34 protein-coding genes, 2 pseudogenes and 10 other annotated features (2 of these 46 cut by a window edge) are annotated in these 26,548 nt (G+C 49.0%); of the genes and pseudogenes, 16 read left to right on the top strand and 20 right to left on the bottom strand.

The window, feature by feature from the left end; translation table 11 throughout:
• Positions 1–18,061, bottom strand: a sequence feature (ipaH island II) (it extends 3,829 nt beyond the left edge of the window).
• The 6 genes and pseudogenes from SF1380 to SF1375 all read left to right on the top strand — a co-directional run bounded on the left by SF1380 (position 1,529) and on the right by SF1375 (position 5,397).
• Positions 1,529–1,785 (top strand): annotated as a pseudogene (locus SF1380). (Overlaps the previous feature by 257 nt.)
• Positions 1,736–3,066 (top strand) — a mobile genetic element. (Overlaps the previous pseudogene by 50 nt.)
• Positions 1,782–2,192 (top strand): IS2 repressor TnpA, encoded by a 411-nt coding sequence (locus SF1379; protein ID NP_707275.1) that lies wholly within the window; start codon positions 1,782–1,784, stop codon positions 2,190–2,192. (Overlaps the previous feature by 411 nt.) The pseudogene SF1380 and the gene SF1379 overlap by 4 nt, the downstream one beginning before the upstream one ends.
• Entirely contained in the window at positions 2,150–3,055 is a 906-nt protein-coding gene (locus SF1378; protein NP_707274.1) for an IS2 transposase TnpB, read from the top strand. Before SF1379 ends, SF1378 begins: the two co-directional genes overlap by 43 nt.
• The gene (gene kil, locus SF1377) at positions 3,132–3,353 is read left to right on the top strand and encodes an FtsZ inhibitor protein (protein ID NP_707273.1); all 222 of its coding nucleotides are present in this window, start codon (positions 3,132–3,134) and stop codon (positions 3,351–3,353) included.
• Positions 3,598–3,873: a hypothetical protein gene (locus SF1376; protein NP_707272.2), complete on the top strand. Its 276-nt coding sequence runs from the start codon at positions 3,598–3,600 to the stop codon at positions 3,871–3,873.
• Complete coding sequence (locus SF1375; RefSeq protein NP_707271.1) at positions 3,973–5,397, top strand: exodeoxyribonuclease VIII; 1,425 nt, start codon at positions 3,973–3,975, stop codon at positions 5,395–5,397.
• Positions 5,402–6,665: a mobile genetic element, on the bottom strand.
• Here SF1375 and SF1374 read toward each other — a convergent pair.
• Positions 5,445–6,158 (bottom strand): annotated as a pseudogene (locus SF1374). It overlaps the preceding feature by 714 nt.
• On the opposite strand from SF1374, the gene SF1373 reads away from it, so the two are divergent.
• The 4 genes from SF1373 (at position 6,640) to SF1370 (ending at position 9,397) form a co-directional block, all read left to right on the top strand.
• A complete protein-coding gene (locus SF1373) occupies positions 6,640–6,960 on the top strand; it encodes a host-nuclease inhibitor protein Gam (protein ID NP_707269.1) in 321 nt (106 codons plus the stop codon).
• Positions 7,020–8,063, top strand: coding sequence for a bacteriophage protein (locus SF1372; RefSeq protein NP_707268.2), 1,044 nt, complete (start codon positions 7,020–7,022; stop codon positions 8,061–8,063).
• Positions 8,084–8,592, top strand: a mobile genetic element (partial).
• Positions 8,138–8,464: an insertion sequence element IS629 protein gene (locus SF1371; RefSeq protein ID NP_707267.1), complete on the top strand. Its 327-nt coding sequence runs from the start codon at positions 8,138–8,140 to the stop codon at positions 8,462–8,464. (Overlaps the previous feature by 327 nt.)
• Positions 8,590–9,439 (top strand) — a mobile genetic element (partial).
• Positions 8,777–9,397 carry an insertion sequence element IS629 integrase core domain-containing protein gene (locus SF1370; RefSeq protein NP_707266.2) on the top strand — a complete coding sequence of 207 codons (621 nt, stop codon included), beginning with the start codon at positions 8,777–8,779 and terminating at the stop codon, positions 9,395–9,397. (Overlaps the previous feature by 621 nt.)
• Positions 9,614–11,193, top strand: a sequence feature (Similar to Escherichia coli K12 transposase gi: 1787607 (412 aa). BLAST with identity of 96% in 525 aa. This CDS has been disrupted by insertion. The sequence has been checked and is believed to be correct.).
• Positions 9,786–10,553: a mobile genetic element, on the bottom strand. Its footprint overlaps the feature before it by 768 nt.
• On the opposite strand, the gene insB (SF1367) is transcribed toward SF1370, so the two are convergent.
• Together insB (SF1367) and insA (SF1366) are read right to left on the bottom strand one after the other, a co-directional pair.
• Entirely contained in the window at positions 9,801–10,196 is a 396-nt protein-coding gene (gene insB, locus SF1367; protein NP_707264.1) for an insertion element IS1 protein InsB, read from the bottom strand. Its footprint overlaps the feature before it by 396 nt.
• Entirely contained in the window at positions 10,223–10,498 is a 276-nt protein-coding gene (gene insA, locus SF1366) for an insertion element IS1 protein InsA (RefSeq protein ID NP_707263.1), read from the bottom strand.
• Here insA (SF1366) and sitA point away from each other — a divergent pair.
• The 4 genes from sitA (at position 11,649) to sitD (ending at position 15,074) form a co-directional block, all read left to right on the top strand.
• On the top strand, positions 11,649–12,539 hold the full coding sequence (gene sitA, locus SF1365) for an iron ABC transporter substrate-binding protein (protein ID NP_707262.2): 891 nt from the start codon (positions 11,649–11,651) through the stop codon (positions 12,537–12,539).
• Positions 12,539–13,366, top strand: a complete 828-nt coding sequence (sitB, locus tag SF1364) for an iron ABC transporter ATP-binding protein (RefSeq protein ID NP_707261.1) — start codon at positions 12,539–12,541, stop codon at positions 13,364–13,366. Before sitA ends, sitB begins: the two co-directional genes overlap by 1 nt.
• The gene (gene sitC / locus SF1363; protein NP_707260.1) at positions 13,363–14,220 is read left to right on the top strand and encodes an iron ABC transporter permease; all 858 of its coding nucleotides are present in this window, start codon (positions 13,363–13,365) and stop codon (positions 14,218–14,220) included. Before sitB ends, sitC begins: the two co-directional genes overlap by 4 nt.
• A complete protein-coding gene (gene sitD / locus SF1362) occupies positions 14,217–15,074 on the top strand; it encodes an iron transporter inner membrane protein (protein NP_707259.1) in 858 nt (285 codons plus the stop codon). Before sitC ends, sitD begins: the two co-directional genes overlap by 4 nt.
• Here the strand turns inward: sitD and SF1361 are convergent.
• The 8 genes from SF1361 to SF1353 form a co-directional block, all read right to left on the bottom strand.
• On the bottom strand, positions 15,275–15,838 hold the full coding sequence (locus SF1361) for a hypothetical protein (protein NP_707258.2): 564 nt from the start codon (positions 15,836–15,838) through the stop codon (positions 15,275–15,277).
• On the bottom strand, positions 15,849–17,117 hold the full coding sequence (locus SF1360; RefSeq protein NP_707257.2) for a tail fiber protein: 1,269 nt from the start codon (positions 17,115–17,117) through the stop codon (positions 15,849–15,851).
• Positions 17,141–17,512 carry a tail fiber assembly protein gene (locus tag SF1359; protein NP_707256.1) on the bottom strand — a complete coding sequence of 124 codons (372 nt, stop codon included), beginning with the start codon at positions 17,510–17,512 and terminating at the stop codon, positions 17,141–17,143.
• Positions 18,062–19,325, bottom strand: a mobile genetic element.
• On the bottom strand, positions 18,105–18,923 hold the full coding sequence (locus SF1357; RefSeq protein ID NP_707254.1) for an insertion sequence element IS600 protein: 819 nt from the start codon (positions 18,921–18,923) through the stop codon (positions 18,105–18,107). Its footprint overlaps the feature before it by 819 nt.
• Positions 18,959–19,261 carry an insertion sequence element IS600 transposase gene (locus SF1356; protein ID NP_707253.1) on the bottom strand — a complete coding sequence of 101 codons (303 nt, stop codon included), beginning with the start codon at positions 19,259–19,261 and terminating at the stop codon, positions 18,959–18,961. It lies within the feature at positions 18,062–19,325.
• A 323-nt stretch (positions 19,326–19,648) precedes the next feature.
• Complete coding sequence (locus SF1355; RefSeq protein ID NP_707252.1) at positions 19,649–20,203, bottom strand: bacteriophage protein; 555 nt, start codon at positions 20,201–20,203, stop codon at positions 19,649–19,651.
• Positions 20,200–20,490: a bacteriophage protein gene (locus SF1354; RefSeq protein NP_707251.1), complete on the bottom strand. Its 291-nt coding sequence runs from the start codon at positions 20,488–20,490 to the stop codon at positions 20,200–20,202. Before SF1354 ends, SF1355 begins: the two co-directional genes overlap by 4 nt.
• Positions 20,490–21,089: a bacteriophage protein gene (locus SF1353; protein ID NP_707250.1), complete on the bottom strand. Its 600-nt coding sequence runs from the start codon at positions 21,087–21,089 to the stop codon at positions 20,490–20,492. The genes SF1354 and SF1353 overlap by 1 nt, the downstream gene beginning before the upstream one ends.
• A 78-nt stretch (positions 21,090–21,167) precedes the next feature.
• Positions 21,168–21,935 (top strand) — a mobile genetic element.
• Here SF1353 and insA (SF1352) point away from each other — a divergent pair.
• The gene (gene insA / locus SF1352; RefSeq protein ID NP_707249.1) at positions 21,223–21,498 is read left to right on the top strand and encodes an insertion element IS1 protein InsA; all 276 of its coding nucleotides are present in this window, start codon (positions 21,223–21,225) and stop codon (positions 21,496–21,498) included. (Overlaps the previous feature by 276 nt.)
• Positions 21,525–21,920 carry an insertion element IS1 protein InsB gene (insB, locus tag SF1351; RefSeq protein NP_707248.1) on the top strand — a complete coding sequence of 132 codons (396 nt, stop codon included), beginning with the start codon at positions 21,525–21,527 and terminating at the stop codon, positions 21,918–21,920. (Lies within the feature at positions 21,168–21,935.)
• Before the next feature lie 2 nt (positions 21,936–21,937).
• On the opposite strand, the gene SF1350b is transcribed toward insB (SF1351), so the two are convergent.
• The 9 genes from SF1350b to SF1344 all read right to left on the bottom strand — a co-directional run bounded on the left by SF1350b (position 21,938) and on the right by SF1344 (position 26,338).
• A complete protein-coding gene (locus tag SF1350b; protein YP_008439245.1) occupies positions 21,938–22,189 on the bottom strand; it encodes a hypothetical protein in 252 nt (83 codons plus the stop codon).
• A 236-nt stretch (positions 22,190–22,425) separates the two neighbouring features.
• Positions 22,426–22,638, bottom strand: a complete 213-nt coding sequence (locus SF1350a; RefSeq protein YP_008439244.1) for a regulatory protein — start codon at positions 22,636–22,638, stop codon at positions 22,426–22,428.
• 397 nt (positions 22,639–23,035) lie between these two features.
• Entirely contained in the window at positions 23,036–23,401 is a 366-nt protein-coding gene (locus tag SF1350; RefSeq protein ID NP_707247.1) for a hypothetical protein, read from the bottom strand.
• Positions 23,401–24,066 (bottom strand): hypothetical protein, encoded by a 666-nt coding sequence (locus SF1349; protein NP_707246.1) that lies wholly within the window; start codon positions 24,064–24,066, stop codon positions 23,401–23,403. The genes SF1350 and SF1349 overlap by 1 nt, the downstream gene beginning before the upstream one ends.
• On the bottom strand, positions 24,063–24,428 hold the full coding sequence (locus SF1348) for a hypothetical protein (protein NP_707245.1): 366 nt from the start codon (positions 24,426–24,428) through the stop codon (positions 24,063–24,065). The genes SF1349 and SF1348 overlap by 4 nt, the downstream gene beginning before the upstream one ends.
• A 1-nt stretch (position 24,429) precedes the next feature.
• Positions 24,430–24,648, bottom strand: a complete 219-nt coding sequence (locus tag SF1347) for a hypothetical protein (protein NP_707244.1) — start codon at positions 24,646–24,648, stop codon at positions 24,430–24,432.
• Positions 24,649–24,740: 92 nt separating this feature from the next.
• Positions 24,741–25,154, bottom strand: a complete 414-nt coding sequence (locus SF1346; RefSeq protein NP_707243.1) for a bacteriophage protein — start codon at positions 25,152–25,154, stop codon at positions 24,741–24,743.
• Entirely contained in the window at positions 25,155–25,577 is a 423-nt protein-coding gene (locus SF1345) for a bacteriophage protein (protein ID NP_707242.1), read from the bottom strand.
• A 14-nt stretch (positions 25,578–25,591) separates the two neighbouring features.
• Positions 25,592–26,338: a DnaC-like chromosome replication protein gene (locus tag SF1344; protein ID NP_707241.4), complete on the bottom strand. Its 747-nt coding sequence runs from the start codon at positions 26,336–26,338 to the stop codon at positions 25,592–25,594.
• Positions 26,339–26,344: 6 nt separating this feature from the next.
• Positions 26,345–26,548: a sequence feature (Similar to Escherichia coli K12 conserved hypothetical protein gi: 1787622 (286 aa). BLAST with identity of 96% in 841 aa. This CDS has been disrupted by insertion. The sequence has been checked and is believed to be correct.), on the bottom strand (it continues 2,320 nt past the right edge of the window).

Here is a 26,548-nt window from a genome sequence, read left to right as displayed (position 1 = left end):
ATGAGATACTCATTTTTACAGGAGGGGCATTGAGTTTTCGTATATTTATCGCCTTCCTCGATAGGGAAAGGTTGCAATATAGATATTGCTCTCTTCGCAAAACATTCTGGACAAAAATACATGGTAATCTTGCCAGAGCTAGTATTGCACTGTCTGGCATACACAATCGTTCCAGTAATCAATTAGCGAGGTTCGCAGTCTTCACTTTGGAACTTAAACTTTTCTATCTCCGTGAGTTTTGCTTTGAGCGCAGCCTCATTGCTTTTAGAGATTGTCAGCTCATCAATGAGATGACAAATATTCAAGCTGAATGCTTGACAACTTAGAGTTTATTTCAGACACAGCGCGATCAACCTCAGCCTGAGTTTTTGCTTCATTGAATAATTTTAACATTGATGCAGTCTCTTTGAGAGCTGACATCGCTAATACATCACTTGCTCACTCTTCTTATTGTTGGGGTATTCAGATTATACAAATTTCTTGTTGTTGGGGAATAACAGGAACCACCTCGCCTGACGTAGTTAAAAGCAGGCACACAACGCGAAATGACGCGGCGGTAAGTATGGCGGAGTTATTCCTTCCCCGTTGAGGACACCGGGTTGTCAGGTTGACCATACGCTTAAGTGACAACCACGCCACAACACTCCATGTTGATTGGTACCTTTGGCGGCATCAGTTTCATTGCTGGCTGATGTCCGCCCTTTTTAAAGTGAATTTTGTGATGCGGTGAATGCGGCTGAGCGCACGCGGAACAGTTAAAAAGCGATTAGTTCCCACGTATCGGGTGGTTATGGGTTTCCCTGTATCCGGCGTTAATTGTTAACTGGTTAACGTCACCTGGAGGCACCAGGCACCGCATCAACAAAGTTCACTTCGGTGATGAAAGGTAAGAGAAAATGTTGAATGTAGCTATTGAAAACCAGAACGGGTGGAATTATAGTGCATCTGCACCTCATAAAACGGGGGCCGGGCGTGGAAACCCGAACGTTACTCGAGCGCATAGCCGCGCTGAAGCGGTTTTTTTATGCGTAATGCACAGCTCCATTCAAATTATGGTGGGATGTGCAGGGCAGTCGCAAGACTGGCCGGGTTCTCGAGTGACCGGTATTTCCACCCCTGTACGTCTCACCACCCTTATGGTCGTGGAAAACCTCGGTGGTGAGTTAATTAACTTATCACTCGAGGATGCCATCATGGCTACTATCCCTGCCCTTTCTCACCCTGACGTAACCATCGAAAACGGTCGCGCTGTCACTACGTCTGTTGCGGTTGCAGAGTTCTTCCACAAACGACACGACAATGTGTTACGTGCCATCGCAAATACTGAATGCTCACCTGAATTTAACGCCCTCAATTTTGAGGACGTCACCTACACCGACACCAAAGGCGAAAAACGCCCAATGTACCAAATCACCAAAAACGGCTTCGTTTTCCTGGTGATGGGCTTCACTGGGAAAAAAGCCGCTGCATTCAAAGAGGCCTACATCGCTGATGTTCGACCGCATGGAGGCAGAACTGCACCAGAATAATACCCCGTCCGCTGACAAGATGATTCCGGGTAACGGTCGCACTCTGGTTGTGCACTTCGACGAACACGGCAATATCAGATTCACCGAAACTGTTCCTGACGGTGCACTGGTCTGTACCCTGGATACTTTCCAGTTTTATCTGGAAAAACAGGGGTGGGCTCTTGTAAACCGGAGCGCAATTAAAAATATGACCGTAGAGCAGCTGCTAGACTGGCCCCCTGAATCTCCAGACAACCAGTATCACTTATTTAAGTGATAGTCTTAATACCAGTTTTTAGACTTGTCATTGGAGAACAGATTATTGATGTCTTAGGGCCGGAGAAACGCAGACGGCGTACCACACAGGAAAAGATCGCAATTGTTCAGCAGAGCTTTGAACCGGGGATGACGGTCTCCCTCGTTGCCCGGCAACATGGTGTAGCAGCCAGCCAGTTATTTCTCTGGCGTAAGCAATACCAGGAAGGAAGTCTTACTGCTGTGGCCGCCGGAGAACAGGTTGTTCCTGCCTCTGAACTTGCTGCCGCCATGAAGCAGATTAAAGAACTCCAGCGCCTGCTCGGCAAGAAAACGATGGAAAATGAACTCCTCAAAGAAGCCGTTGAATATGGACGGGCAAAAAAGTGGATAGCGCACGCGCCCTTATTGCCCGGGGATGGGGAGTAAGCTTAGTCAGCCGTTGTCTCCGGGTGTCGCGTGCGCAGTTGCACGTCATTCTCAGACGAACCGATGACTGGATGGATGGCCGCCGCAGTCGTCACACTGATGATACGGATGTGCTTCTCCGTATACACCATGTTATCGGAGAGCTGCCCACGTATGGTTATCGTCGGGTATGGGCGCTGCTTCGCAGACAGGCAGAACTTGATGGTATGCCTGCGATCAATGCCAAACGTGTTTACCGGCTCATGCGCCAGAATGCGCTGTTGCTTGAGCGAAAACCTGCTGTACCGCCATCGAAACGGGCACATACAGGCAGAGTGGCCGTGAAAGAAAGCAATCAGCGATGGTGCTCTGACGGGTTCGAGTTCTGCTGTGATAACGGAGAGAGACTGCGTGTCACGTTCGCGCTGGACTGCTGTGATCGTGAGGCACTGCACTGGGCGGTGACTACCGGCGGCTTCAACAGTGAAACAGTACAGGACGTCATGCTGGGAGCGGTGGAACGCCGCTTCGGCAACGATCTTCCGTCGTCTCCAGTGGAGTGGCTGACGGATAATGGTTCATGCTACCGGGCTAATGAAACACGCCAGTTCGCCCGGATGTTGGGACTTGAACCGAAGAACACGGCGGTGCGGAGTCCGGAGAGTAACGGAATAGCAGAGAGCTTCGTGAAAACGATAAAGCGTGACTACATCAGTATCATGCCCAAACCAGACGGGTTAACGGCAGCAAAGAACCTTGCAGAGGCGTTCGAGCATTATAACGAATGGCATCCGCATAGTGCGCTGGGTTATCGCTCGCCACGGGAATATCTGCGGCAGCGGGCTTGTAATGGGTTAAGTGATAACAGATGTCTGGAAATATAGGGGCAAATCCAGCTGCTAAGTATTAAATAACTTTCCTGAGATTTCCTTTGTAAGACTGTTTATTAAGGAGGCTTCCATGATTGCTCATCACTTCGGAACTGATGAAATACCACGTCAGTGTGTGACTCCTGGCGATTATGTTCTTCATGAAGGTCGGACATATATCGCCTCGGCAAACAATATTAAAAAGCGAAAACTTTATATTCGTAGCCTGACTACAAAAACATGCATTTCTGACTGCATGATTAAAGTCTTCCTCGGTCGTGATGGTTTACCTGTAAAGGCGGAGTCATGGTAATGACTAAGAAAATAAAATGTGCTTATCACCTTTGCAATAAAGAAATTGAAGAAAGCAAAATCATTACAAGACCACTTCATTTCATGCGTGGAGTTATACCAACGACGGAAATGAAAAAATATTGTAGTGAAATCTGTGCCGAAAAAGACCAGATGGCACACGAACTTTAATTAACTGACTATCCGAAACTGAATTTATGCCAGCAATGGCAGGGATTCGCTCAACCTTAATTAAGGAGAAAAACATGATTACCAGTTATGAAGCCACTGTTGTAACTACTGATGACATTGTTCACGAGGTTAATCTGGAAGGAAAGCGTATTGGCTACGTGATTAAGACAGAAAATAAAGAAACCCCATTCACTGTGGTTGATATCGACGGTCCATCAGGCAACGTTAAAACACTTAACGATGGTGTAAAAAAAATGTGTCTGGTGCACATAGGAAAGAATCTGCCCGCAGAAAAAAAAGCCGAATTTCTGGCAACTCTGATTGCAATGAAATTAAAAGGTGAAATCTGAAAAAAAGAAAGCCTGCACACTGTGCAGGCCTGAATGAAGAACCTGGGACATTTATTCATCACTCGCAGTAATTTTAATCTGAGTTGAGGTTAAAAAACAATGAACACCGATAAACAAGTTTACCCACTGTATTACGAAGCAAAAAATGACAAAGTAAGAAAACGTCTCGGTATTAAAGGCGGTTTTTACTGGGCTGAAGCGAAAAAATTATCCATTGCCATCTCCCGTGGTGCTGTTGCGATTGACGATGCAGGCTACGATGAAGATGACTTTAAAAAACCTGTTCGCGTCAATTTGCCCGTTGTTGATGACCTCCCGCCAGAAGGCGTATTTGATACGGAATTCTGCAACCGTTACGAAAAAGGCGGGGAAGATGGCATCACAATGGTATTTATCGCATCTTCTCCCTCTGTTCAGGACAAACCGGCCAGCACTGACAATACCAACGTCAACGGCGAAGACATGACAGAAATTGAGGAGAACATGCTCCTGCCAGTTTCCGGTCAGGAACTGCCCATTCGCTGGCTTGCGCAACACGGCAGCGAAAAACCAGTAACGCACGTTTCACGCGACGAACTCCAGGCATTACACATTGCTCGGGATGAAGAACTACCAGCTGTTACTGCCCTGGCTGTTTCCCACAAAACCAGCCTGCTCGATCCGCTGGAAATTCGCGATCTCCACAAACTGGTGCGTGATACTGACAGAGTTTTCCCTAATCCAGGCAATTCAAGCCTGGGGCTGATGACTGCTTTTTTCGAAGCATACATGGACGCAGACTACACCGATCGCGGTCTGCTGACAAAAGAGTGGATGAAAGGAAATCGTGTTTCACGCATCACGCGCACGGCTTCCGGCGCTAATGCTGGCGGCGGGAACCTCACCGATCGCGGCGAAGGTTTCGTTCACGATCTGACGTCACTGGCGCGCGACGTAGCCACTGGCGTACTGGCTCGTTCAATGGACGTGGACATTTATAACCTTCATCCGGCACACGCTAAACGTGTCGAGGAAATTATCGCTGAAAATAAACCGCCCTTTTCTGTTTTCCGCGACAAATTCATCACCATGCCTGGCGGGATGGATTATTCCCGCGCCATCGTGGTTGCGTCAGTGAAAGAAGCACCGATTGGTATCGAGGTCATCCCCGCTCACGTCACTGAATATCTGAACAAGGTACTGACTGAAACCGATCATGCCAACCCTGATCCGGAAATCGTGGATATTGCCTGCGGTCGCTCCTCTGCCCCGATGCCGCAACGTGTAACAGAAGAAGGAAAACAGGATGATGAAGAAAAAACGCAGCCATCTGGCGCAATGGCAGATGAACAGGCAACGGCTGAAACAATGGAACCGGATGCAACTGAACATCATCAGAACACGCAGCCGCTGGATGCTCAGTCACAGGTAAATTCTGTTGATGAGAAATATCAGGAACTACGGGCAGAACTCCATGAAGCCCGGAAAAACATTCCGCCCAAAAATCCTGTCGATGCAGACAAATTACTGGCTGCCTTGAGGTAGCCTGTGAGGTGTACTGGCAATAGCGGACACTACCATTTGTTCTTTTTTTAAGCAGCCATCTGATGATATTTTTCCCTGAAGGCTGCCGGGGAGATATTCCCCAGACGAGAGTGACGACGCTGACGATTGTAGAAAATCTCAATGTATTCCCGTATTACTGAGATGGCTTCATCCCGGTTATTAAAACGATAGTGGCTCAGGCTCTCATTTTTCAGCGTTCCCCAGAAGCTTTCCATCGGAGCGTTGTCGTAACAGTTACCTTTACGCGACATTGATGTTTTCAGACCAAACTGCTCCTGTATGACCCGGTAATCGTATGCGCAGTACTGTGAACCTCGATCAGAGTGGTGGATTAGCCCGGCAGGTGGGCGCTGGCTCCTGAGCGCCATAAACAGGGCTTTACCTGTCAGCTCTTTTGTCATGCGCTCTCCCATGGCGTAGCCGTCAATTTCACACGTATAAACATCTTGGATGCCAGCGAGGTACAACCATCCCTCATGTGTGTCAACATACGTCAGGTCCGCCACCCAGACCTGATTTGGTGATGTACGAGCCAACGTGTGGTTCACCAGATTTGGCGCAACTGGCAGATTGTGGTTCGCGTTCGTAGTTGCTCTGAACTAGTGCTTTTACGTGCAGCGTAGCGTCAGCTCCAGCGGAAGACGTGCCAGTCGGTCGCGACCAACGATGATGCCATTCTCTGCCAGTTCCGTGAGGAACTGCCGGGTTACATATGTTTCGCGAGTCAGAATATGTGACACTTTAATCTCCAGTTTTAACCGATCATCACTTTGTTTTCGGTCTGAGAGTTCATTCTGTACCCAGTTGTAAGATCAGCTTCTGAATACACCAAATACCTGACACATCGTTTCAATGGGAAATTGTTGTCGCCATTGTTCGATTAACGCGTATTTTTCAGCGACTCCTGTGCAAAATACGCTGTTGCTTTTTTTAATATATCGCGCTCAAGGCGAGCTTCATTTAACGCCTTACGCAGTTGCAGAATTTCAGATTCCAGTTCAGCCACCGTGCGGGAACCAGGAGTACCGAGCCCTTTTCTGGCGGCGGTAACCCATTGTCCTAAAGTGCCTTCAGGAAGAGATAATCGGGAAGCGCCTTCACTGATCGAAAGTTGATTTTCAAGAACCGTTCTGACAGCTTCGGCTTTGAACTATTTAGAGTAACGTTGGGTTTTTCTGCTCATTATTAGCTCCTTCTGATGCCATTCTATTTCAGGAAGGAGTGTCCGTTAAACTCAGGCTACCTCAGAGCGCTTATCCGATTTTTGATCGTATTGAAGAAATGGCATGGGCTCGTCACTACCAGCAGATCGTTCGTGAAGAAAAAGAAACGGAACTGGCGGACGACCTGGAAAAAGGTCTGCCTCAGCACCTGTTTGAATCGCTCTGCATCGACCATTTGCAACGCCACGGTGCCAATAAACAGGCAATCAGCCACGCATTTGATGATGATGTTGAGTTTCAGGAGCGCATGGCAGAACACATCCGGTACATGGCTGAAACCATTGCCCACCACCAGGTTGATATTGATTTGGAGGACTAAAATCTATGGCGCTTTTTCAACGAGCAATAAACACACAGGCCTATCTAAAAGCAGGAATTATGGGGTTTGCTGGCGACGGCAAAACCTACACAGCAAGCGAACTGGCTATTGGTCTGGTAATGCTTATGCGGCAACGGGGAATTGAAGCTGGTAACCGCCCGGTAATGTTTCTGGACACAGAAACAGGCTCTGACTGGGTTAAACCCCGCTTTGATGCGGAAAATATCGAATTATTTACGGCAAAAACCCGCTCGTTTGTTGATCTGCTTGAAGCCATTAATGAAGCGGAAAGCAGCGGTTCCGTAATGATCATCGACTCCATCAGTCACTTCTGGACCGGATTATGCGACGAGTATGCCAGACGCCGAAACCGTAAACGAGGACTGGAATTTTCAGACTGGGCGTGGCTCAAACAGGAGTGGCGACGCTTTACCGATCGATTTGTTAACAGTCAGGCGCACATTATTATGTGCGGGCGTGCAGGATATGAGTATGACTTTTTCGAAGGTGATGATGGCAAACGCCAGTTGGCAAAAACCGGTATAAAAATGAAAGCAGAAACAGAAACCGGTTATGAACCCTCCATCCGGATCCAGATGGAGAAGCAAATGAACATAGAAACCGGTCAGGTGTGGCGCACCGCCAGAATACTAAAAGATCGCTCCACCCGTATTGATGGACAGGTATTTTCAAACCCAACATTTAAAAACTTTCTTCCTCATATCGAGTCTCTTAACCTGGGAGGTGAACACCCCGGCATCGATACCTCACGGGATAACAGTGAATTATTTGCCAACGACGGTACACCGACATGGCTAAAAGAAAAGCGTGCAAAAGAAATCGCACTTGATGAAATTATCGAGTTGCTCAACAAGCACCATGGGGGCACCAGTAACGACGCCAAACGCGCAAAAGCTGATTTGCTGGAAAAAACATTCACCTCCCGCTCATGGGAAAGAATCAAAGGTATGGACTGGCCGACAATCAAAGCTGGTCGTAATGCACTATGGATTGAACTGGAAGGCGTTGAATATGCATTCCCGGATCCACAAACACAAAACGAAACGCAACAAGCAGGATACGATGAGAATATTCCGGTGTAAAACCAAGTGCATTTTGGGAATGAACCGCCCCGGGAATCCTGGAGACTAAACTTCCTGAGAAAGAGGTAAACAGGATGACTAAAAATACTCGTTTTTCCCCCGAAGTCCGTCAACGGGCAGTCCGTATGGTTCTGGAAAGTCAGGGCGAATATGACTCACAATGGGCGACAATTTGTTCCATTGCCCCAAAGATTGGCTGTACGCCGGAGACTCTGCGTGTCTGGGTTCGCCAGCATGAGCGGGATACCGGGGGCGGTGATGGAGGGCTCACCACCGCTGAACGTCAGCGTCTGAAAGAGCTGGAGCGTGAAAATCGTGAACTGCGCCGCAGTAACGATATCCTTCGCCAGGCTTCCGCTTATTTTGCGAAGGCGGAGTTCGACCGCCTCTGGAAAAAATGATGCCACTGCTGGATAAGCTGCGTGAGCAGTACGGGGTCGGACCGCTATGCAGCGAACTGCATATTGCCCCGTCAACGTATTACCACTGTCAGCAACAGCGACATCATCCGGATAAACACAGTGCCCGTATTACCACTGTCAGCAACAGCGACATCATCCGGATAAACGCAGTGCCCGTGCGCAGCGCGATGACTGGCAGAAGAAAGAGATACAGCGCGTATACGATGAAAATCACAAGGTATACGGTGTAAAGTCTGGCGTCAGTTGTTACGGGAAGGTATCAGAGTGGCCAGATGCACTGTGGCACGTCTCATGGCGGTTATGGGACTTGCCGGTGTTCTCCGGGGTAAAAAGGTCCGTACGACCATCAGCCGGAAAGCCGTTGCCGCAGGCGACCGCGTAAACCGTCAGTTCGTGGCAGAACGACCTGAACAGCTGTGGGTGGCTGATTTTACTTACGTCAGCACATGGCGGGGCTTCGTCTATGTGGCGTTCATCATTGATGTGTTTGCCGGATACATCGTGGGGTGGCGGGTCTCATCGTCCATGGAAACGACATTCGTGCTGGATGCACTGGAGCAGGCGTTATGGGCCCGTCGACCGTCCGGCACGGTCCATCACAGTGATAAAGGTTCTCAGTATGTATCGCTGGCCTACACACAGCGGCTTAAGGAAGCCGGATTACTGGCATCAACAGGAAGTACAGGCGACTCGTATGACAACGCGATGGCGGAGAGCATCAATGGTCTTTACAAAGCGGAGGTAATACACCGTAAGAGCTGGAAAAACCGTGCAGAAGTGGAACTGGCCACACTCACGTGGGTGGACTGGTATAACAATCGACGATTGCTGGAAAGGCTGGGCCACATCCCTCCGGCAGAAGCAGAAAAAGCTTATTATGCTTCCATCGGAAACGATGATCTGGCAGCCTGAGTTCACAGATAAAACACTCTCCAGGAAACCCGGGGCGGTTCAGCCTGATGCTTCGCACTGGTCTGGGTGCCAGACAAATTGAAGCATACCGCCAGAACTGTTGGGTGGAAGGCTTCCACTTCAAACGAGTATCTCCTTTAGGGAAGCCAGACAGTAAGCGAGGGATTATCTGGTACAACTATCCGAAGATAAATCAGTTTATCAAAGACTCATGATATGTCTAAATTACCAACAGGTGTCGAGATTCGAGGTAAATACATTCGCATCTGGTTCATGTTTCGAGGAAAACGATGTCGGGAAACATTGAAAGGCTGGGAGATTACTAACAGTAACATTAAAAAGGCCGGGAATTTAAGAGCGTTGATAGTTCATCAAATCAGTTCCGGTGGGTAATGACTCCAACTTACTGATAGTGTTTTATGTTCAGATAATGCCCGATGACCTTGTCATGCAGCTCCACCGATTTTGAGAACGACAGTGACTTCCGTACCAGCCTTGCCAGATGTTGTCTCAGATTCAGATTATGTCGCTCAATGCGCTGAGTGTAACGCTTGCTGATAACGTGCAGCTTTCCCTTCAGGCGTGATTCATACAGCGGACAGCCATCCGTCATCCATACCACGACCTCAAAGGCCGACAGCAGGCTCAGAAGACGCTCCAGTGTGGCCAGAGTGCGTTCACCGAAGACGTGCGCCACAACCGTCCTCCGTATCCTGTCATACGCGTAAAACAGCCAGCGCTGACGTGATTTAGCACCGACGTAGCCCCAATGTTCGTCCATTTCAGCGCAGACAATCACATCACTGCCCGGTTGTATGCGCGAGGTTACCGACTGCGGCCTGAGTTTTTTAAGTGACGTAAAACCGTGTTGAGGCCAACGCCCATAATGCGTGCACTGGCGCGACATCCGACGCCATTCATGGCCATATCAATGATTTTCTGGTGCGTACCGGGCTGAGAGGCGGTGTAAGTGAACTGTAGTTGCCATGTTTTACGGCAATGAGAGCAGAGATAGCGCTGATGTCCGGCAGTGCTTTTGCCGTTACGCACCACGCCTTCAGTAGCGGAGCAGGAAGGACATCTGATGGAAATGGAAGCCACGCAAGCACCTTAAAATCACCATCATACACTAAATCAGTAAGTTGGCAGCATTACCTGACCCGTTATCTAAAACAGAATTCAATGCATTAATGGAAAGTGAAAAAGGACAGAGCCAAAACTTGTGGAAATTTGCCGTTTACTCCGGGCTTCGTCACGGGGAACTGGCAGCTCTGGCGTGGGAGGATGTGGATTTCGAGAAGGGAATTGTGAATGTCAGAAGAAACCTGACGATACTTGATATGTTCGGTCCCCCAAAAACAAATGCCGGGATCCGGACGGTAGCATTACTGCAGCCGGCTCTTGAAGCACTGAAGGAGCAATACAAACTGACCGGGCATCATCGCAAAAGCGAAATCACTTTTTATCATCGGGAGTACGGCAGAACTGAAAAACAAAAACTGCATTTTGTTTTCATGCCCAGGGTGTGTAACGAAAAACAGAAACCTTATTACTCGGTAAGCAGTTTGGGTACAAGATGGAATGCAGCAGTAAAACGTGCTGGTATTCGCCGCCGTAATCCGTACCATACGCGACATACTTTTGCCTGCTGGCTGTTGACGGCAGGAGCGAACCCGGCATTTATAGCCAGCCAGATGGGGCATGAAACTGCGCAAATGGTGTATGAAATTTACGGTATGTGGATTGATGACATGAACGACGAACAGATAGCCATGTTGAATGCGCGGTTATCGTAGTTGCAAAGTTTGCCCCCAATTTGCCCCATTTAGTACCAGAGAACTGAAATAATGCAAGAAAATCAACAAATTACAAAGAAAGAACAATACAACCTGAACAAGTAAGGGCAAAAATCACAACTATCTGACTCATAAGTATTTTATTTATTTTTCAATATGTTAAACATTATCAGCGACAACAATAAGCTACGATAACCCACTCTTTTTTGCCCCATTTTTGCCATCAACAATTTTCCTCATAAAGTCATTTCAAAGCCTAATAGCTGCTCTACTTTTTTCCTCAATATCATGTCGCCAGCAGGAAACAACCTAATCCCTGTTTTAGGCCTCAAAGCTGTTAATGATAATTATTTTCATTTTGTATAGGTTATGCTATAAAACATAGCCGTTGCTATGTTTGTTCTAATTTTGCTCACTATAGGTACTAAATTATGCACTCAATAAAAAAAGTAACCATGCTCTTGGGGTGCCTCGCCCTCACCTGCTCGATCGCATTTCAGGCAAGTGCAACTGAAAAATTCAAGGTCATTACAACATTTACCATCATCGCGGATATGGCCAAAAACGTGGCTGGAGATGCTGCAGAAGTCTCATCCATAACCAAGCCTGGTGCAGAAATTCATGAGTATCAGCCTACCCCTGGCGATATTAAACGTGCGCAGGGGGCACAACTGATTCTCGCCAATGGTATGAATCTGGAATTGTGGTTCCAACGCTTTTACCAGCATCTCAATGGGGTTCCAGAAGTAATTGTCTCTTCGGGTGTGACGCCAGTAGGGATCACCGAAGGACCCTATGAGGGCAAACCTAATCCCCATGCATGGATGTCGCCAGATAATGCTCTGATTTACGTCGATAATATTCGTGATGCGTTGATAAAATACGATCCGGCAAATGCACAAACCTACCAACGTAATGCCGATACTTATAAAGCCAAGATTACCCAAACCCTTGCCCCCCTGCGTAAGCAGATTACGGAACTCCCTGAGAATCAGCGATGGATGGTCACCAGTGAAGGGGCTTTTTCTTATCTCGCACGCGATTTGGGGCTAAAAGAGCTTTATCTGTGGCCGATTAATGCCGATCAACAAGGAACACCGCAGCAGGTACGTAAGGTTGTTGATATAGTTAAGAAAAATCATATCCCGGCAGTCTTTAGCGAGAGTACGATTTCCGATAAACCAGCGCGTCAGGTTGCGCGTGAAACCGGCGCACACTACGGCGGTGTGCTCTATGTCGATTCCCTGAGCACAGAAAACGGCCCGGTACCTACGTATATCGACCTTCTTAAGGTTACTACCAGTACGCTGGTACAGGGAATTAAAGCCGGGAAAAGGGAGAAATAATGATGCAATCTGCAGGCATTGTCGTTAATGATGTTACTGTCACCTGGCGTAACGGGCACACAGCACTGCGCGATGCATCCTTCACAGTACCAAGTGGATCTATTGCCGCTCTGGTTGGGGTAAACGGTTCCGGAAAATCGACGTTGTTTAAAGCGATTATGGGATTTGTGCGTCTGACCAGCGGAAAGATATCTGTTCTGGGTATTCCCACGCGACAGGCGCTACAGAAAAACCTGGTTGCCTACGTCCCTCAGTCAGAAGAGGTTGACTGGTCATTTCCTGTACTGGTGGAAGATGTGGTGATGATGGGCCGCTATGGGCATATGGGTATGTTGCGTATAGCCAAAAAGAGGGATCGTCAGATTGTCACCGATGCGCTGGAACGTGTCGATATGGTGGATTTTCGCCATCGTCAAATCGGCGAGCTTTCCGGTGGACAAAAGAAACGCGTCTTTCTGGCGAGAGCAATTGCACAGCAGGGTGATGTGATCCTGCTGGATGAACCTTTTACCGGCGTTGATGTGAAAACCGAAGCGAAAATCATCAGCCTGTTGAGGGAGTTACGCGCGGAAGGCAAAACGATGCTTGTCTCAACGCACAATCTCGGCTCAGTCACGACATTTTGCGATTATACGGTCATGGTCAAAGGCACCGTCCTGGCAAGCGGGCCGACAGACACCACTTTTACAGCCGAGAACCTGGAGCTGGCTTTTAGCGGCGTACTGCGCCATGTCACACTTAACGGCTCGGAAGAAAGCATTATTACTGACGATGAACGCCCTTTTGTGGCACATCGACCGTCAGCGGTGCAGAGGGAAGCAAGATGAACGTGCTACTGGAACCCTTCAGCTATGAATATATGCTCAATGCGATGTGGGTCTCGGCAATGGTCGGCGGTCTCTGCGCTTTCCTGTCATGCTATCTGATGCTAAAAGGCTGGTCGCTGATTGGCGATGCGCTGTCGCACTCTATTGTCCCGGGTGTTGCGGGGGCATATATGCTGGGGCTTCCGTTTTCTCTGGGAGCCTTCTTTTCCGGCGGACTGGCAGCGGGCAGCATGCTGTTTCTTAACCAACGCACCCGCTTAAAAGAAGATGCCATCATCGGCCTGATCTTCTCGTCCTTTTTTGGCCTGGGGCTGTTTATGGTGTCATTGAACCCGACATCCGTGAACATTCAGACCATCGTCCTGGGCAATATTCTGGCAATCGATCCGGCGGATATCCTGCAACTCACTATCATTGGCATTCTCTCGATCATCGTGCTTTTTTTCAAATGGAAAGATCTTATGGTGACCTTTTTCGACGAGAATCACGCCCGTGCTATTGGATTACATCCGGGCAGATTAAAAATCCTCTTCTTCACCCTGCTGTCGGTTTCGACCGTTGCGGCGCTGCAAACGGTTGGTGCCTTTCTGGTGATCTGTCTGGTGGTGACTCCCGGTGCAACAGCATGGTTGTTAACCGATCGTTTTCCCCGCCTGCTCATAATTGCTGTAACTATTGGCAGTGTAACCAGTTTCCTCGGCGCGTGGGTCAGTTACTTTCTGGACGGCGCGACAGGTGGAATCATCGTGGTGGCGCAGACACTGCTGTTTCTTTTAGCATTTGTATTTGCGCCCACCCATGGACTTTTGGCAAATCGTCGGCGTGCGCATAAAGCGCTGGAGGATCGCTCATGATGGCATTATTACTGGAGCCACTGCAGTTCACCTTTATGAGTCACGCACTGCTGATTTCACTGGTAGTTTCCATACCCTGTGCGCTGCTGTCGGTCTTTCTGGTCCTGAAAGGTTGGGCACTGATGGGTGACGCGATGAGTCATGCGGTTTTTCCTGGCATCGTGCTTACCTGGATTCTGGGGTTACCTCTGGCTACAGGGGCATTCGTCGCCGGAGTATTCTGCGCGGTGGCGACGGGATACCTGAAAGACAACAGCCGAATCAAGCAAGATACAGTTATGGGGATTGTTTTTTCTGGCATGTTTGCCGCAGGTCTGATCTTGTATATTGCAATTAAACCAGACGTACATCTTGACCATATTCTTTTCGGCGACATGCTCGGGATAACCATCGGCGACATAATCCAGACGGTGATTATTGCCGGGCTGGTTACACTTGTTATTAGCGTAAAATGGCGGGATTTTTTGCTGTTCAGCTTTGATTATCAACAGGCGCAGGTAAGCGGTTTGCATACGAGATGGCTGCATTATGGGCTGCTGTGCATGGTTTCCCTGACCATTGTGGCGACGCTGAAAGCAGTAGGTATCATTCTCTCTATTTCTCTGCTCATTGCGCCTGGCGCCATTGCAGTACTCCTGACACAACGCTTTCATATTGCGCTCCTACTGGCGACTGGCATATCGGTAATAGTGTCAATGACTGGTGTCTGGCTGTCCTTTTTTATCGACAGCGCACCAGCTCCGACGATTGTCGTCTTATTCGCGGTCGTGTTCATCATGACGTTTACCGTTACCAGCATCAACGCACGCACAAAGGGAAACGCCCATACACAGGATCTGTTATCACCCAATTAGCACAACATCCGAGGACAGCATCGTCCGCCAGCCTACAGAAGTCCGGAAAGCCATGGAAGGTCGTTGGGAGGAGGTACGAATTCTATCATGCAAAAAATACGTAAAATCGATAACGCCTAGAAATCATTCAATACTCGCACTATCGAAAGTTTACCAGCCAACCGCGGCACGTTCCTGCATACGACGTGCCGCAGCTTCTGTTATTCCACGATAAAATTCCTAACCGAATTCAAATCCTTCAGACTATTCAGCTCTTCCTTCAGCTCCCGCTGACGGCGATAAATCTCATCGTTGCGATCGACCTGCGCCTGCACCATTGCTGCCGCCAGTTCTTCCAGTTCCGGCATCGACAGTTTCACCTGCTGATTATCGGCATCGCTCCACGCCATATGTGTTTGTGCTGTGACAGATTTTGCCAGCATGACTACCGGGGACAGGCGGCCCAGTGAATCGGGACCAGCATTCCAGATACGACCGTTCCATTCAAACGTGAGCGGTTTCGCCTCCTGTTCTGCGCGCCATGCTTCAATTTCCTGACGTCTGGCCTCTCTGGCCGCTTCCAGCATTTCTGGTGTCACAGTGAATGGGGCTATCTCACCCCATTTGCCGCTTTGCAGTTCCTGCCAGATTTGCTGACCCGTCGGAGCGACATCATCAGCGGTGGCTGTGTAGGGGACTGCCTGGTCCCTGTCGTCAAAAAAAACGTCACAGTCTACTGCGCCACTTTCGGTATAACGGGGATTAATGATTTTTTTAATTTCCACGGTGCATTCCTCACGATGTGCGAATAAAAAGCCCGGGCATTGCGCCAGAGACATGAGCATCCGGCACCCCGGACAGGGCGCAATATGACCCCGGTAATGAATGCTCTGAACATCCCGTAATGAAAAATTGTGGGGATGCTATATACGTTCCGGTGGGAGTACTGGGCACTGAAATCCCCACCGGTCCCAGTCGTGAGCCTCTGTATGACTGCCCCCTGACAAGTCTGATGACTTTATCACCGTCAGCTTCTCCCTGGTACGCAGCAATAATCAGCCCGCCAATGTCAGGGTCTCCCCATCTGTTGCGGACAGAGCTCGCCACGATTCTGTAAATAATATCTTCTGTGGTTATATTTATTTTCACCCAGTCAGTCAGTCTGGATATGGGCCAGTAGCGGTAGCGGGTGTGATAAATGGGGCCGTTAATGCCGTAAAAAGTAAGGGATTTGGCTCTGTACCGCGGTTCTGTTGTCTCAGGGCGTGCATCAGTCCACCGGATGCTGAGCACCCCTTCAAACCGTGTGTCGGGTATGATGATGCCGTAGGGGCCAGCAACGGAATATTCACCTGGCAGCGCATTCCTTACCCAGGCCAGGAAATCACTCTTAGTGTCAAAACGGATAACATCTTCAGGCAGAAAAGCACACCCAAAGCCGAATGCGCCGGGTATCGCCAGACGGCCTTTTGTCCGGTCGTAAATGTCGCTCTGTGCTTCCATCGTGGCCGCACTTTTCAGCCCCAGATTATCCCGGGACTTCTGTTGTGCCTTTTCGCCTGCTGCTGCGATTTCAGACAGATGGTTAGCCGTTTTCAGAGTGCCGGTCAGCGCAGCATCAATGTCATTTTTGGCCTGCTCTGCTGCGCGGGCATAACCTGCGGCTGCCGCCACATCCTGCGCCGTCTGCTGTGCGTTTCCGGCTGCGGCCCCGGCGCTCTGCTGCGCCTGCGCCACCATTTCCTCAAAGCGTTTGACGACATCCGGTTTCAGGTCGCCCTCATCAGGAGCAATCAGAAAGTCATTCAGCGTGCCGGGCTTTGAGTCCTCATATACAGCAATGTCGCCAACGTTGTACTCGTTGCGCCAGTCCTGTTTCAGATACACACCATATTTTCCAGTCCGCGCATGGAAACAGTATTCACCATCGTTTCCTGTCATCACATCAGCAACAGTGTTCATCACCACTTCCGGGGGGTTTACCCGGGATTTCAGAATAATATGGTATCCGGACATGGGGATACCTGCGCCATCAGTCAGCGCACCTGATATCACTACAGACATTGTTTTTCTCGCGATAAATTAAATCAGGAAGAACCTTCCGGAGAGGCGGGCCATTCAATGGCGTTGTATGAGGATTTATCAGTGATGGTGCTGAAATCCATCGCCTGCAGCGATTTCGCGTAAATACGACAGGCTTTCAGCTTTTCTTTATCTTCGTCGCTGATTAACCCCAGCAGCAGGTCTTCTTCCCATTCCCCTGTCCGGGCACTGACCTGAGCCAGAAGGGCATCACGCTCATCTTCCGCTTTGAGTCTGTAGTCAAAGACAAATTCATCATTGCGGTAAAACCAGTAACCCGGCGCGGTAATGCGGCGGTTGGCGGTAATATCAGGAACTTCAATAACACTGGCGTTACGGGGTTCAATGCCTGTCACATCCTTACCGACCCACACCACGCGACCGTCTCCGGTGTAAGTTATTTTAATTGTGTCCTGGCGAAATTCTTCAGCTCTTCATACCAGTTTTTTCCGTCTTCTGAAAAAAGCCAGGTGACCGAATATCGTTTTGTCATCTGATATTGTTCTGCTGTTTTCGGATTACCCGTAGTAATATTTTTTAAATGCAACATTGTTAAATACTCGCTACGTTATACTAGGTGCCATTAATCAGTTTTTGCAGTGGTCGGTAATACACACCGTCAACGTTATCCGCTGAGTTACGGCCGGTATCCGATATCGCCATCCCTGACAGCCCGTGTCCCGAAGGTGCGCAAAATCTCCACGAAACGGTGTTACTGCCGGGGCTGTAATACATTTCATGGCCATACCGTACATCCTGTACCCCCTCTGTTCGATATTTATAGCGGGCATCGAAGTTTCCGTAATTTAACGGAATTACCTGTCCGTTAACAGTGAACACTATGCTGTTATCCGGGTTTCTCTGGCTGAAAAAATGCCAGCCTGAATCATCGCCAAGCTCTGCAACAACAGGCCTGGATGGATTACTGAGGTGTACTGGCAATAGCGGACACTACCATTTGTTCTTTTTTTAAGCAGCCATCTGATGATATTTTTCCCTGAAGGCTGCCGGGGAGATATTCCCCAGACGAGAGTGACGACGCTGACGATTGTAGAAAATCTCAATGTATTCCCGTATTACTGAGATGGCTTCATCCCGGTTATTAAAACGATAGTGGCTCAGGCTCTCATTTTTCAGCGTTCCCCAGAAGCTTTCCATCGGAGCGTTGTCGTAACAGTTACCTTTACGCGACATTGATGTTTTCAGACCAGACTGCTCCTGTATGACCCGGTAATCGTATGCGCAGTACTGTGAACCTCGATCAGAGTGGTGGATTAGCCCGGCAGGTGGGCGCTGGCTCCTGAGCGCCATAAACAGGGCTTTACCTGTCAGCTCTTTTGTCATGCGCTCTCCCATGGCGTAGCCGACAATTTCACACGTATAAACATCTTTGATGCCAGCGAGGTACAACCATCCCTCCTGTGTGGCAACATACGTCAGGTCCGCCACCCAGACCTGATTTGGTGCTGTAGGAGCGAACGTCTGGTTCAGCAGATTTGGCGCAACTGGCAGATTGTGGTTCGGGTTCGTAGTCGCTCTGAACTTGCGTTTCTGCTTACAGCGTAGCCTCAGCTCCTTACGAAGACGTGCCAGTCGGTCACGACCAACGATGATGCCATTCTCTGCCAGCTCCGTCTGGAGCCGCCGGGTTCCATATGTTTCGCGAGTGCGGATATGTGCCACCTTAATCTCCGGTTTTAGCCGCTCATCACTTTGTTTTCTGTCTGAGGGTTCATGCTGTACCCAGTTGTAATAACCGCTCCTGGATACACCAAATACCTGACACATCGCTTCAATGGGAAATTGTTGTCGCCATTGTTCGATTAACGCGTATTTTTCAGCGACTCCTGTGCAAAATACGCTGTTGCTTTTTTTAATATATCTCGCTCAAGGCGAGCTTCATTTAACGCCTTACGCAGTTGCAGAATTTCAGATTCCAGTTCAGCCACCGTGCGGGAACCAGGAGTACCGAGCCCTTTTCTGGCGGCGGTAACCCATTGTCCTAAAGTGCCTTCAGGAAGGGATAATCGGGAAGCGCCTTCACTGATCGAAAGTTGATTTTCAAGAACCGTTCTGACAGCTTCGGCTTTGAACTCTTTAGAGTAACGTTGGGTTTTTCTGCTCATTATTAGCTCCTTCTGATGCCATTCTATTTCAGGAAGGAGTGTCCGTTAAACTCAGGCTACCTCACTGGTTATGGGTGATCGGGGAGAGAGTTTCAACAGAGATTTGAGTGGTCATAACGATAACTCCGTACATTTGGAAATTATCGCCACCGACGACGCCAATCGAACTGGTGGCGAACTGTGCAGGGTTGGCGTAACCGGGTACGGAAACCGGCGAGCCTTTCGGCTCCCCCACACAGCCCGCCATAAATCGCGAATGTGACTGTGCAAACGATATGAAAAAAGACGCGGGCGCGTCTCATATCGCTCCGTAAACATCCGGGACGCCAATCCCGACGCCAGATTTTGCTGGCGCGTGAGGAATATAGCCCCGGATAACAGATTGAGTCAACAAACGGTTTTTAGATCCCCGGAAGAGAATGCATCACGCATCGGTAGATAGAGCATATATTCAGCAAGATTTAGCCATACATCTACCCGACTGCAGCACGTCCGGAAACACCACTCAGGGTGTGCGTCATTCAGCAATTCAGCCATTTTACGCTTAGTCATCCCCCGCCCTTCATACCGTTGCCGGAGGACACTAATCAATCCAGGATGCTCTGCCAGCACCTCACTTATGACTCTATCAATACATAACGCCTCTGCATCAGTACAATGCGCCAGCCAGGTCTTTTGCTTGCCATTGATCATCTCTCGCAAAAACGCTTCCAGCTCAGGTTTCTCTATTCCCGCTTTTTTCATCCTGCGCAGGGCTTCATTGACGGCTGTTTTCGTCAATTTTTTGGATGCCAGCAACTGGTTAAACATATTTCCCGTCTTACCGCCGCCAATATACGACCAGCGCCCCCACATGCGCAGTTTTCCCTGAATCCAGACACTTTCCAGCGTGGTGAGACGAAGGTGTTCCCCGCTTTTGCCTGTATTTGTTGGGTAAATCATAAATAACCTTCCTTTCTCCAGATTTCTTGTGTGCGAAAAACACCTTCTGCATGCATCAGGCGTAATTCTTCTTTGGTGTAATCGCTGGTTTTTACCCGCCCGTCGATTAAATCGTGGCATGAGCTACAGGCAATCGCTGCCTGCATATCGTGTGGTTTTGTCGCTGTTCCGCACGTCCCCGCCAGCCTGTAATGCGCCAGCACAGAAGTTTCGGGATTGTGATTGCAGTAGCCAGGAATTCTGACGGTGCACATCTGCCCCCGCGCCGCTTTACGTAAATCCACCATTACGCAAACTCCAGTAACTGCGCGGCCACATTTTCGACTTCCTCCGGAGAGGAAAATTTACGGAACAGGATCCAGTTCCACAGCACATTCAGTACAGATTTATAAACCTGCTGAAACTCGGTTTCGTCCATGTTCGCAAATGCGATAGATTTTGCCCTGCGCCCACGACTACCATCAGGATAAATATGCTCGGTGTAAAATCCGGCCTGAATGGTTACCCACTCGCGGAAAGCGTCAAACGACTTTAGCAATGCCGTATCCCGGGTTCTGCATGTCGCAACTGTATTAAGGTATTGCTCTGCGGCATCACTCAGGGCTGGAGTGTGTTCCCGACCTACTGATTCGCACAGGTAATCAACGAAGCCTGATACCAGTTTTCGTTCGCGAGGCGTGATCGCCCCACCGACCGGAGTCCAGTAATCAAATCCCAGTTGCAGGAGTTTGAAAAAACGCTTGTGGAATGCGTAGTTACGCACACGCTTAAAGTCTGCGTGTATCCACTCACCTATTTTGATTTGATGCAAAAAATCGCAACTCTCCGGCGTCGCCGGGAGAAGTAATCCGGAAGAGGTTTGTTTGACCAGTTGTATATGCGCCATCGTAGTTCTCCGCTGGCGCAGTAGAATGGGTGTTCAGCCCGTTATGTAGTATACCAGAATTAATGCCAATACTAACAGGGTAATGCTGCCAACTTACTGATTTAGTGTATGATGGTGATTTTAAGGTGCTTGCGTGGCTTCCATTTCCATCAGATGTCCTTCCTGCTCCGCTACTGAAGGCGTGGTGCGTAACGGCAAAAGCACTGCCGGACATCAGCACTATCTCTGCTCTCATTGCCGTAAAACATGGCAACTACAGTTCACTTACACCGCCTCTCAGCCCGGTACGCACCAGAAAATCATTGATATGGCCATGAATGGCGTCGGATGTCGCGCCAGTGCACGCATTATGGGCGTTGGCCTCAACACGGTTTTACGTCACTTAAAAAACTCAGGCCGCAGTCGGTAACCTCGCGCATACAACCGGGCAGTGATGTGATTGTCTGCGCTGAAATGGACGAACATTGGGGCTACGTCGGTGCTAAATCACGTCAGCGCTGGCTGTTTTACGCGTATGACAGGATACGGAGGACGGTTGTGGCGCACGTCTTCGGTGAACGCACTCTGGCCACACTGGAGCGTCTTCTGAGCCTGCTGTCGGCCTTTGAGGTCGTGGTATGGATGACGGATGGCTGTCCGCTGTATGAATCACGCCTGAAGGGAAAGCTGCACGTTATCAGCAAGCGTTACACTCAGCGCATTGAGCGACATAATCTGAATCTGAGACAACATCTGGCAAGGCTGGTACGGAAGTCACTGTCGTTCTCAAAATCGGTGGAGCTGCATGACAAGGTCATCGGGCATTATCTGAACATAAAACACTATCAGTAAGTTGGAGTCATTACCTACTAACAGGATGCTCTGACTCGCAATTCATCCAGCAGTTTATCATTTCCCATAATGTCACTTACCCTCATCGGTAAAAAAATTGCCTTTCGACCATTACGATACATTATTGATTTTGGGGTTTCAGGGAAGTAATCCATTTCGACTATAACTGACAGGTCATCACGACGTATGACTGCGTATTTGCTACTAAATAGTTTCTTTATTTTTTCCACGATGCCCCCAGGTTTATAAGTACAAACGGTTATATCCACATAGAGACAAAAATATTAATCTGATAAATATTTATTTCACGCCGTATATTTGATTGTTTAATGTGCAAGTACAATGACTTTTATTTTTTGTTGTGTATATAATCAAATATATGGTTATTTTTCACCCTGCGTATTCAGCACGCAACAAAAAACCCGCCGAAGCGGGTTTAGTGCGGGTGCGTTGAGGATGCCTGACACATGAGAGGTGGCGAGGGATTTCTCCCCCGCCTGGTCTCTTACTCCTCAGGTTCGTAAGCTGTGAAGACAGCGACCTCCGTCTGGCCGGTTCGGATTCGTACCTCGCAGAGGTCTTTCCTCGTTACCAGTGCCGTCACTATGACGGTTAAACAGATGACGATCAGGGCGATTAACATCGCCTTTTGCTGCTTCATAGCCTGCTTCTCCTTGCCTTTCGGCACGTAAGAGGCTAACCTACATTTGTGAGACATAGATTGGGCCTCAGATTAATGTTAAGCGTCTTGCAGGACGCGTAATGTTAACTGGGGCTTTTCTCTGTCTGCCTTACAGTGGCATGCCCGAGGCAGACAGCCTCAAGCACCCGCAGCAATCTTACCGATACCGATAAGAAAACGCTATTTTTTATTGCCAGCACCTTCTATCCAGGCTAATTTATCTGCGTCAGAACGGCGCAATGCGCTCGCCTGAGATACGTTTACTTGCCATGGTAACAACAGGTAACGGCAATTGCTGTTTCTGTTTTGTTTCCTTCAAAAACCCCGGACCATCAATCCGGGGTTTTTGTTTGTTAACCCCAACGGCAAATCGAATACACCACCAGCGCCACCGCCATCGCAATTCCTACCGTGGTGAATGCCTCAGGCCAGGTCATTGATTCACCTCCTGCGGTGGTTCCGGTAGCGGCATCCAGTGAGTTGAGCTCTCTACTTCAACGCCGTCTTTGTCCACAAAAGCCATCTTATTCCCGCCACGAGTGGGGCAAAAAACCTTATCCCAGGAACCGGGGAATACATTCCCGAGATCATCGAGAAGAATCACATCGCAATATTCAGCAGGAACTGCATCACTACAGCTTATCCAGCCAGCCAGAGTTACCGGAGAGTTGCCAGCCTTACGCATGGCCATTTCCACGATTTCAACCATATCTCCTGGTGGAATTTTACAAAGTTGCCCAATACATTTCTGCTGCCTGGCATATTCGAGAATGTGCTCCAGTTTGGTTCGATTAATCATTATTTATCTCCCTTAAGCATGGCAGCGCGGCAGGCGTTCCAGCCATCAACATAATCAAACGTATTACTATCGTTTGGCCCGATTTCATCCGGCACTATCGGCTCTGGTTGGATAGTGACGTTGGCAAAGGCAGCACGCAAACCGGTTTTAATTTCTTCGATTTCATCAGAGCCAAGCGATGAATCTGACAGTGCGTGATGGAATGCGTAAGCCATGTCGTCGTTTACTGCAACCGGCACTGCCGGCGCTGCGTAAAGCGGTGTTATATCTGCCCGAAAATCACATGCTTTATGCAGTCGTACCCAACGCTCAACTTCCGCTTTGTAAAAATATATAGCAGTGAACGTATTAGATTCCTGGTCAACTTGAGTAAACGTCACCTTCCACGCTACAGCTACGGCTTTCCATCCATCAGGTTGTCGCATTCGCGGGGCAGCATAAAGCTCATGCATTCCATCAGGCAGCGAGTGACCCACATACTCACCGAACCCATCAATACACATGCCCCCATCTTCAACAATGCATTCCGCTACAGGCTCTGCTTCCAGTGATGCCAGAGCGATAAGCGCCAGTTCACGAATTTCACCGCCGTCTATATCGTCAATATCATCGCGGCCAGAAATGTTAGCCAGCCATTGCAGTCGCTCTTTGGTAATAGTAGTCATGCCGTAGCCCCTTCTTGATATTTTTCAAACCAGAACACAACCGGGTCAGATTTCATTTCAACCAATCCCATACGAACCAGCGCTTTGCCTTTCCCGGACGCAAGGAATTCACGACGACCATCACTGATAATTCGTCGATAATCTTCCAGGCTACTGCAATGCTTGTGCAGATTGCATGGGTGGCATTCTGGTACCATGTTGGATATATCGTCACGTTCCTGGTGAAGCATATTTCCATCAAAACGAATGACCGGTTTTACATGGTCTGCATGCCACTTTTCGCCAAGTTCGCAGCCGCAATAAGCGCAGCGACCACCGAACTTCATGCGCAGTTCTGCACGTTGTTTTTTCGTCAGTGCCATATCAGCTTTCCTTATACGGATTAATTTTATTGTGCAGTGTGTTGAATGACGCCCATACCACGTCGTTATACAATTCAATAACTGGCTCAATTATTTTTCCGATTATCCAGACAAAAATTTGCGGGGATATCGGTGTCATCAACACGATAAACAGAATGAGAAACAGGAATTCTGTTGTTCTACTCTTTCGCGGATATTTTTTTCTAAATAATGTAACCATTCATTACCGCCCTTTCGGGCGGTCTCCTGATGATTTGAGGGTGCAGAAATCCCTCCGGTTAAGGATTAAATTTTTAACAGTGCTAAATTTAATTATTCAGTTCTGGATTTTGTCGCCCTGCGTATCCGCGCTTTCGCGTTACGCTCAATCTGTATCAGCTTTTCTATATTTCTCCGCCTTTCCTGTTCCTCCTGGCGCAATAGCCTTACATCATCTGCCAGTCTGGTTTCTCTTTTTGCCACAGAGAGCATCCAGTCAAACGGCTCCACAACCGCACCGCAGATTTTACAGCGGACCTGACGCTCTTTTTCGTCAACCCGTACAGAGGCGTGATGGCAATATGGTCTTTCCGATGGCTTATAAAGAAAATTAACCTGATTACGAGGGTCATCCTCTTTTATCGGAAATAAAACGATATTGCTTAACTCATCTTCTGGTTTTATTTCCATGCTCCTCTCCTTTGATGCGAATGCCAGCGGTAATTGAAGCCTGATAGCTAATTTCATTCACAGTATCGCCTCCTGAAAATTACCCTGATAGAAAGCCAGTACACGCTGCATAGCTTCGCTCTTCCGGCACTCGCGACAGATTATATTCAGGCGCCTGTCGTAGCGGCGTATTTCTCTGTCAGGTAATGACCAGATAAGGTCCGGATCAACAACAACCGGTTTCCTCACCTTTACTCTCGAGAGTTTTTTGCGGGCGCTTTGCCAGTCCTTGCGAGCCTGTTCAGACGGGAATAAGCCGTAGCCAGAATTATATACATCACCACTTGCGACCAGTTCTATGCATAAGCGACCGACAGACGCACGACTGATACCTGTTTCATCGGACAACTGCCGAATCGTGACCCGACCGTCCTGATGCACGAGTTCCACAATTCGCGTCTTCAGTTCTTCCCGCTGTTCGGGAGTAAAAGGTTTCGCCATAAATCCTCCTGAAACTACTTAACAACCCTCGAATGGCTAACATTCGGACGCCAGCTCTCCCAGTTAAAATTCACCCAGCGCCCGCCGTTCATGACCATGCGATCCATCACCCGCTCGCCGAGAAGTGTATTCATCGCTGCATGGTTAATATTTGTCAGCATCCCCACACCGCGTAACGATGCCGTCCGGCGATCAACAATCTGGTTCAGTACCACCTGCTCGTTTTTCGTATCCCGCTGCATGCCAATTTCATCCAGGACCAGCAGGTCAACACCACAAAGCTCCTGTAAAAATTTTTCACCGGATTTGCCGTTGTCGTAGCTCTCATGCAACACGCTCATGACATCGGACACGGTGACGATAATCACGCTACGCCCCTTCGCCATCAGCCGGTTGCCAATCGCGGCTGCAAGATGATTTTTTCCGGTGCCGGGCTTACCGCTGAACACAAAATTCGTACAGCCTGTCATCAGTTCGTCAGCTATGGATTTCGCCTGACTCAGTGCATGTCGCTGACCGTCGTTCTGCGCCCGGTAATTCGCAAACGAACACTTCCGGTGCAACGGCTGGATGCCGGAGCGGTTCAGGATTTTTTCCACCCGCAACTGACGATTCAGGCGGTTGATCTCCTCGCAACGTTTCTGGCCTTCAGCAAGTTGCCACTCGCGCCACTCCGCAACCGTTCTGAATGGGGCGGTTACATATGGTGGGGTCAGTCTGCGGATACGCTCCAGAACGCCTCCTGTCGCAATATTTTTCATGGTCTGTTACCCCCTGAAGCCTGGCGGGATCGCACTGTCCGGCAACGAGACGGTGTTAACCTGTCGGAGCAACGTCTCAGGCCGAACACCTTTCGGCGCGAACAGACCCTGGTATTCATTGGCGATGCTGTGTCGAATCACCTGCTCAGGTGTAAAACCCTGCTGACGGAATTTTTCCAGTTCCCGTATCGCCCCGTTAGCGCCCAGCTC

This window comes from Shigella flexneri 2a str. 301 (assembly GCF_000006925.2).
Classification (GTDB): domain Bacteria; phylum Pseudomonadota; class Gammaproteobacteria; order Enterobacterales; family Enterobacteriaceae; genus ECMA0423.
The sequence above is the reverse complement of the archived record's forward strand: the minus strand, read 5'-3'. Positions and strand labels throughout refer to the sequence as shown.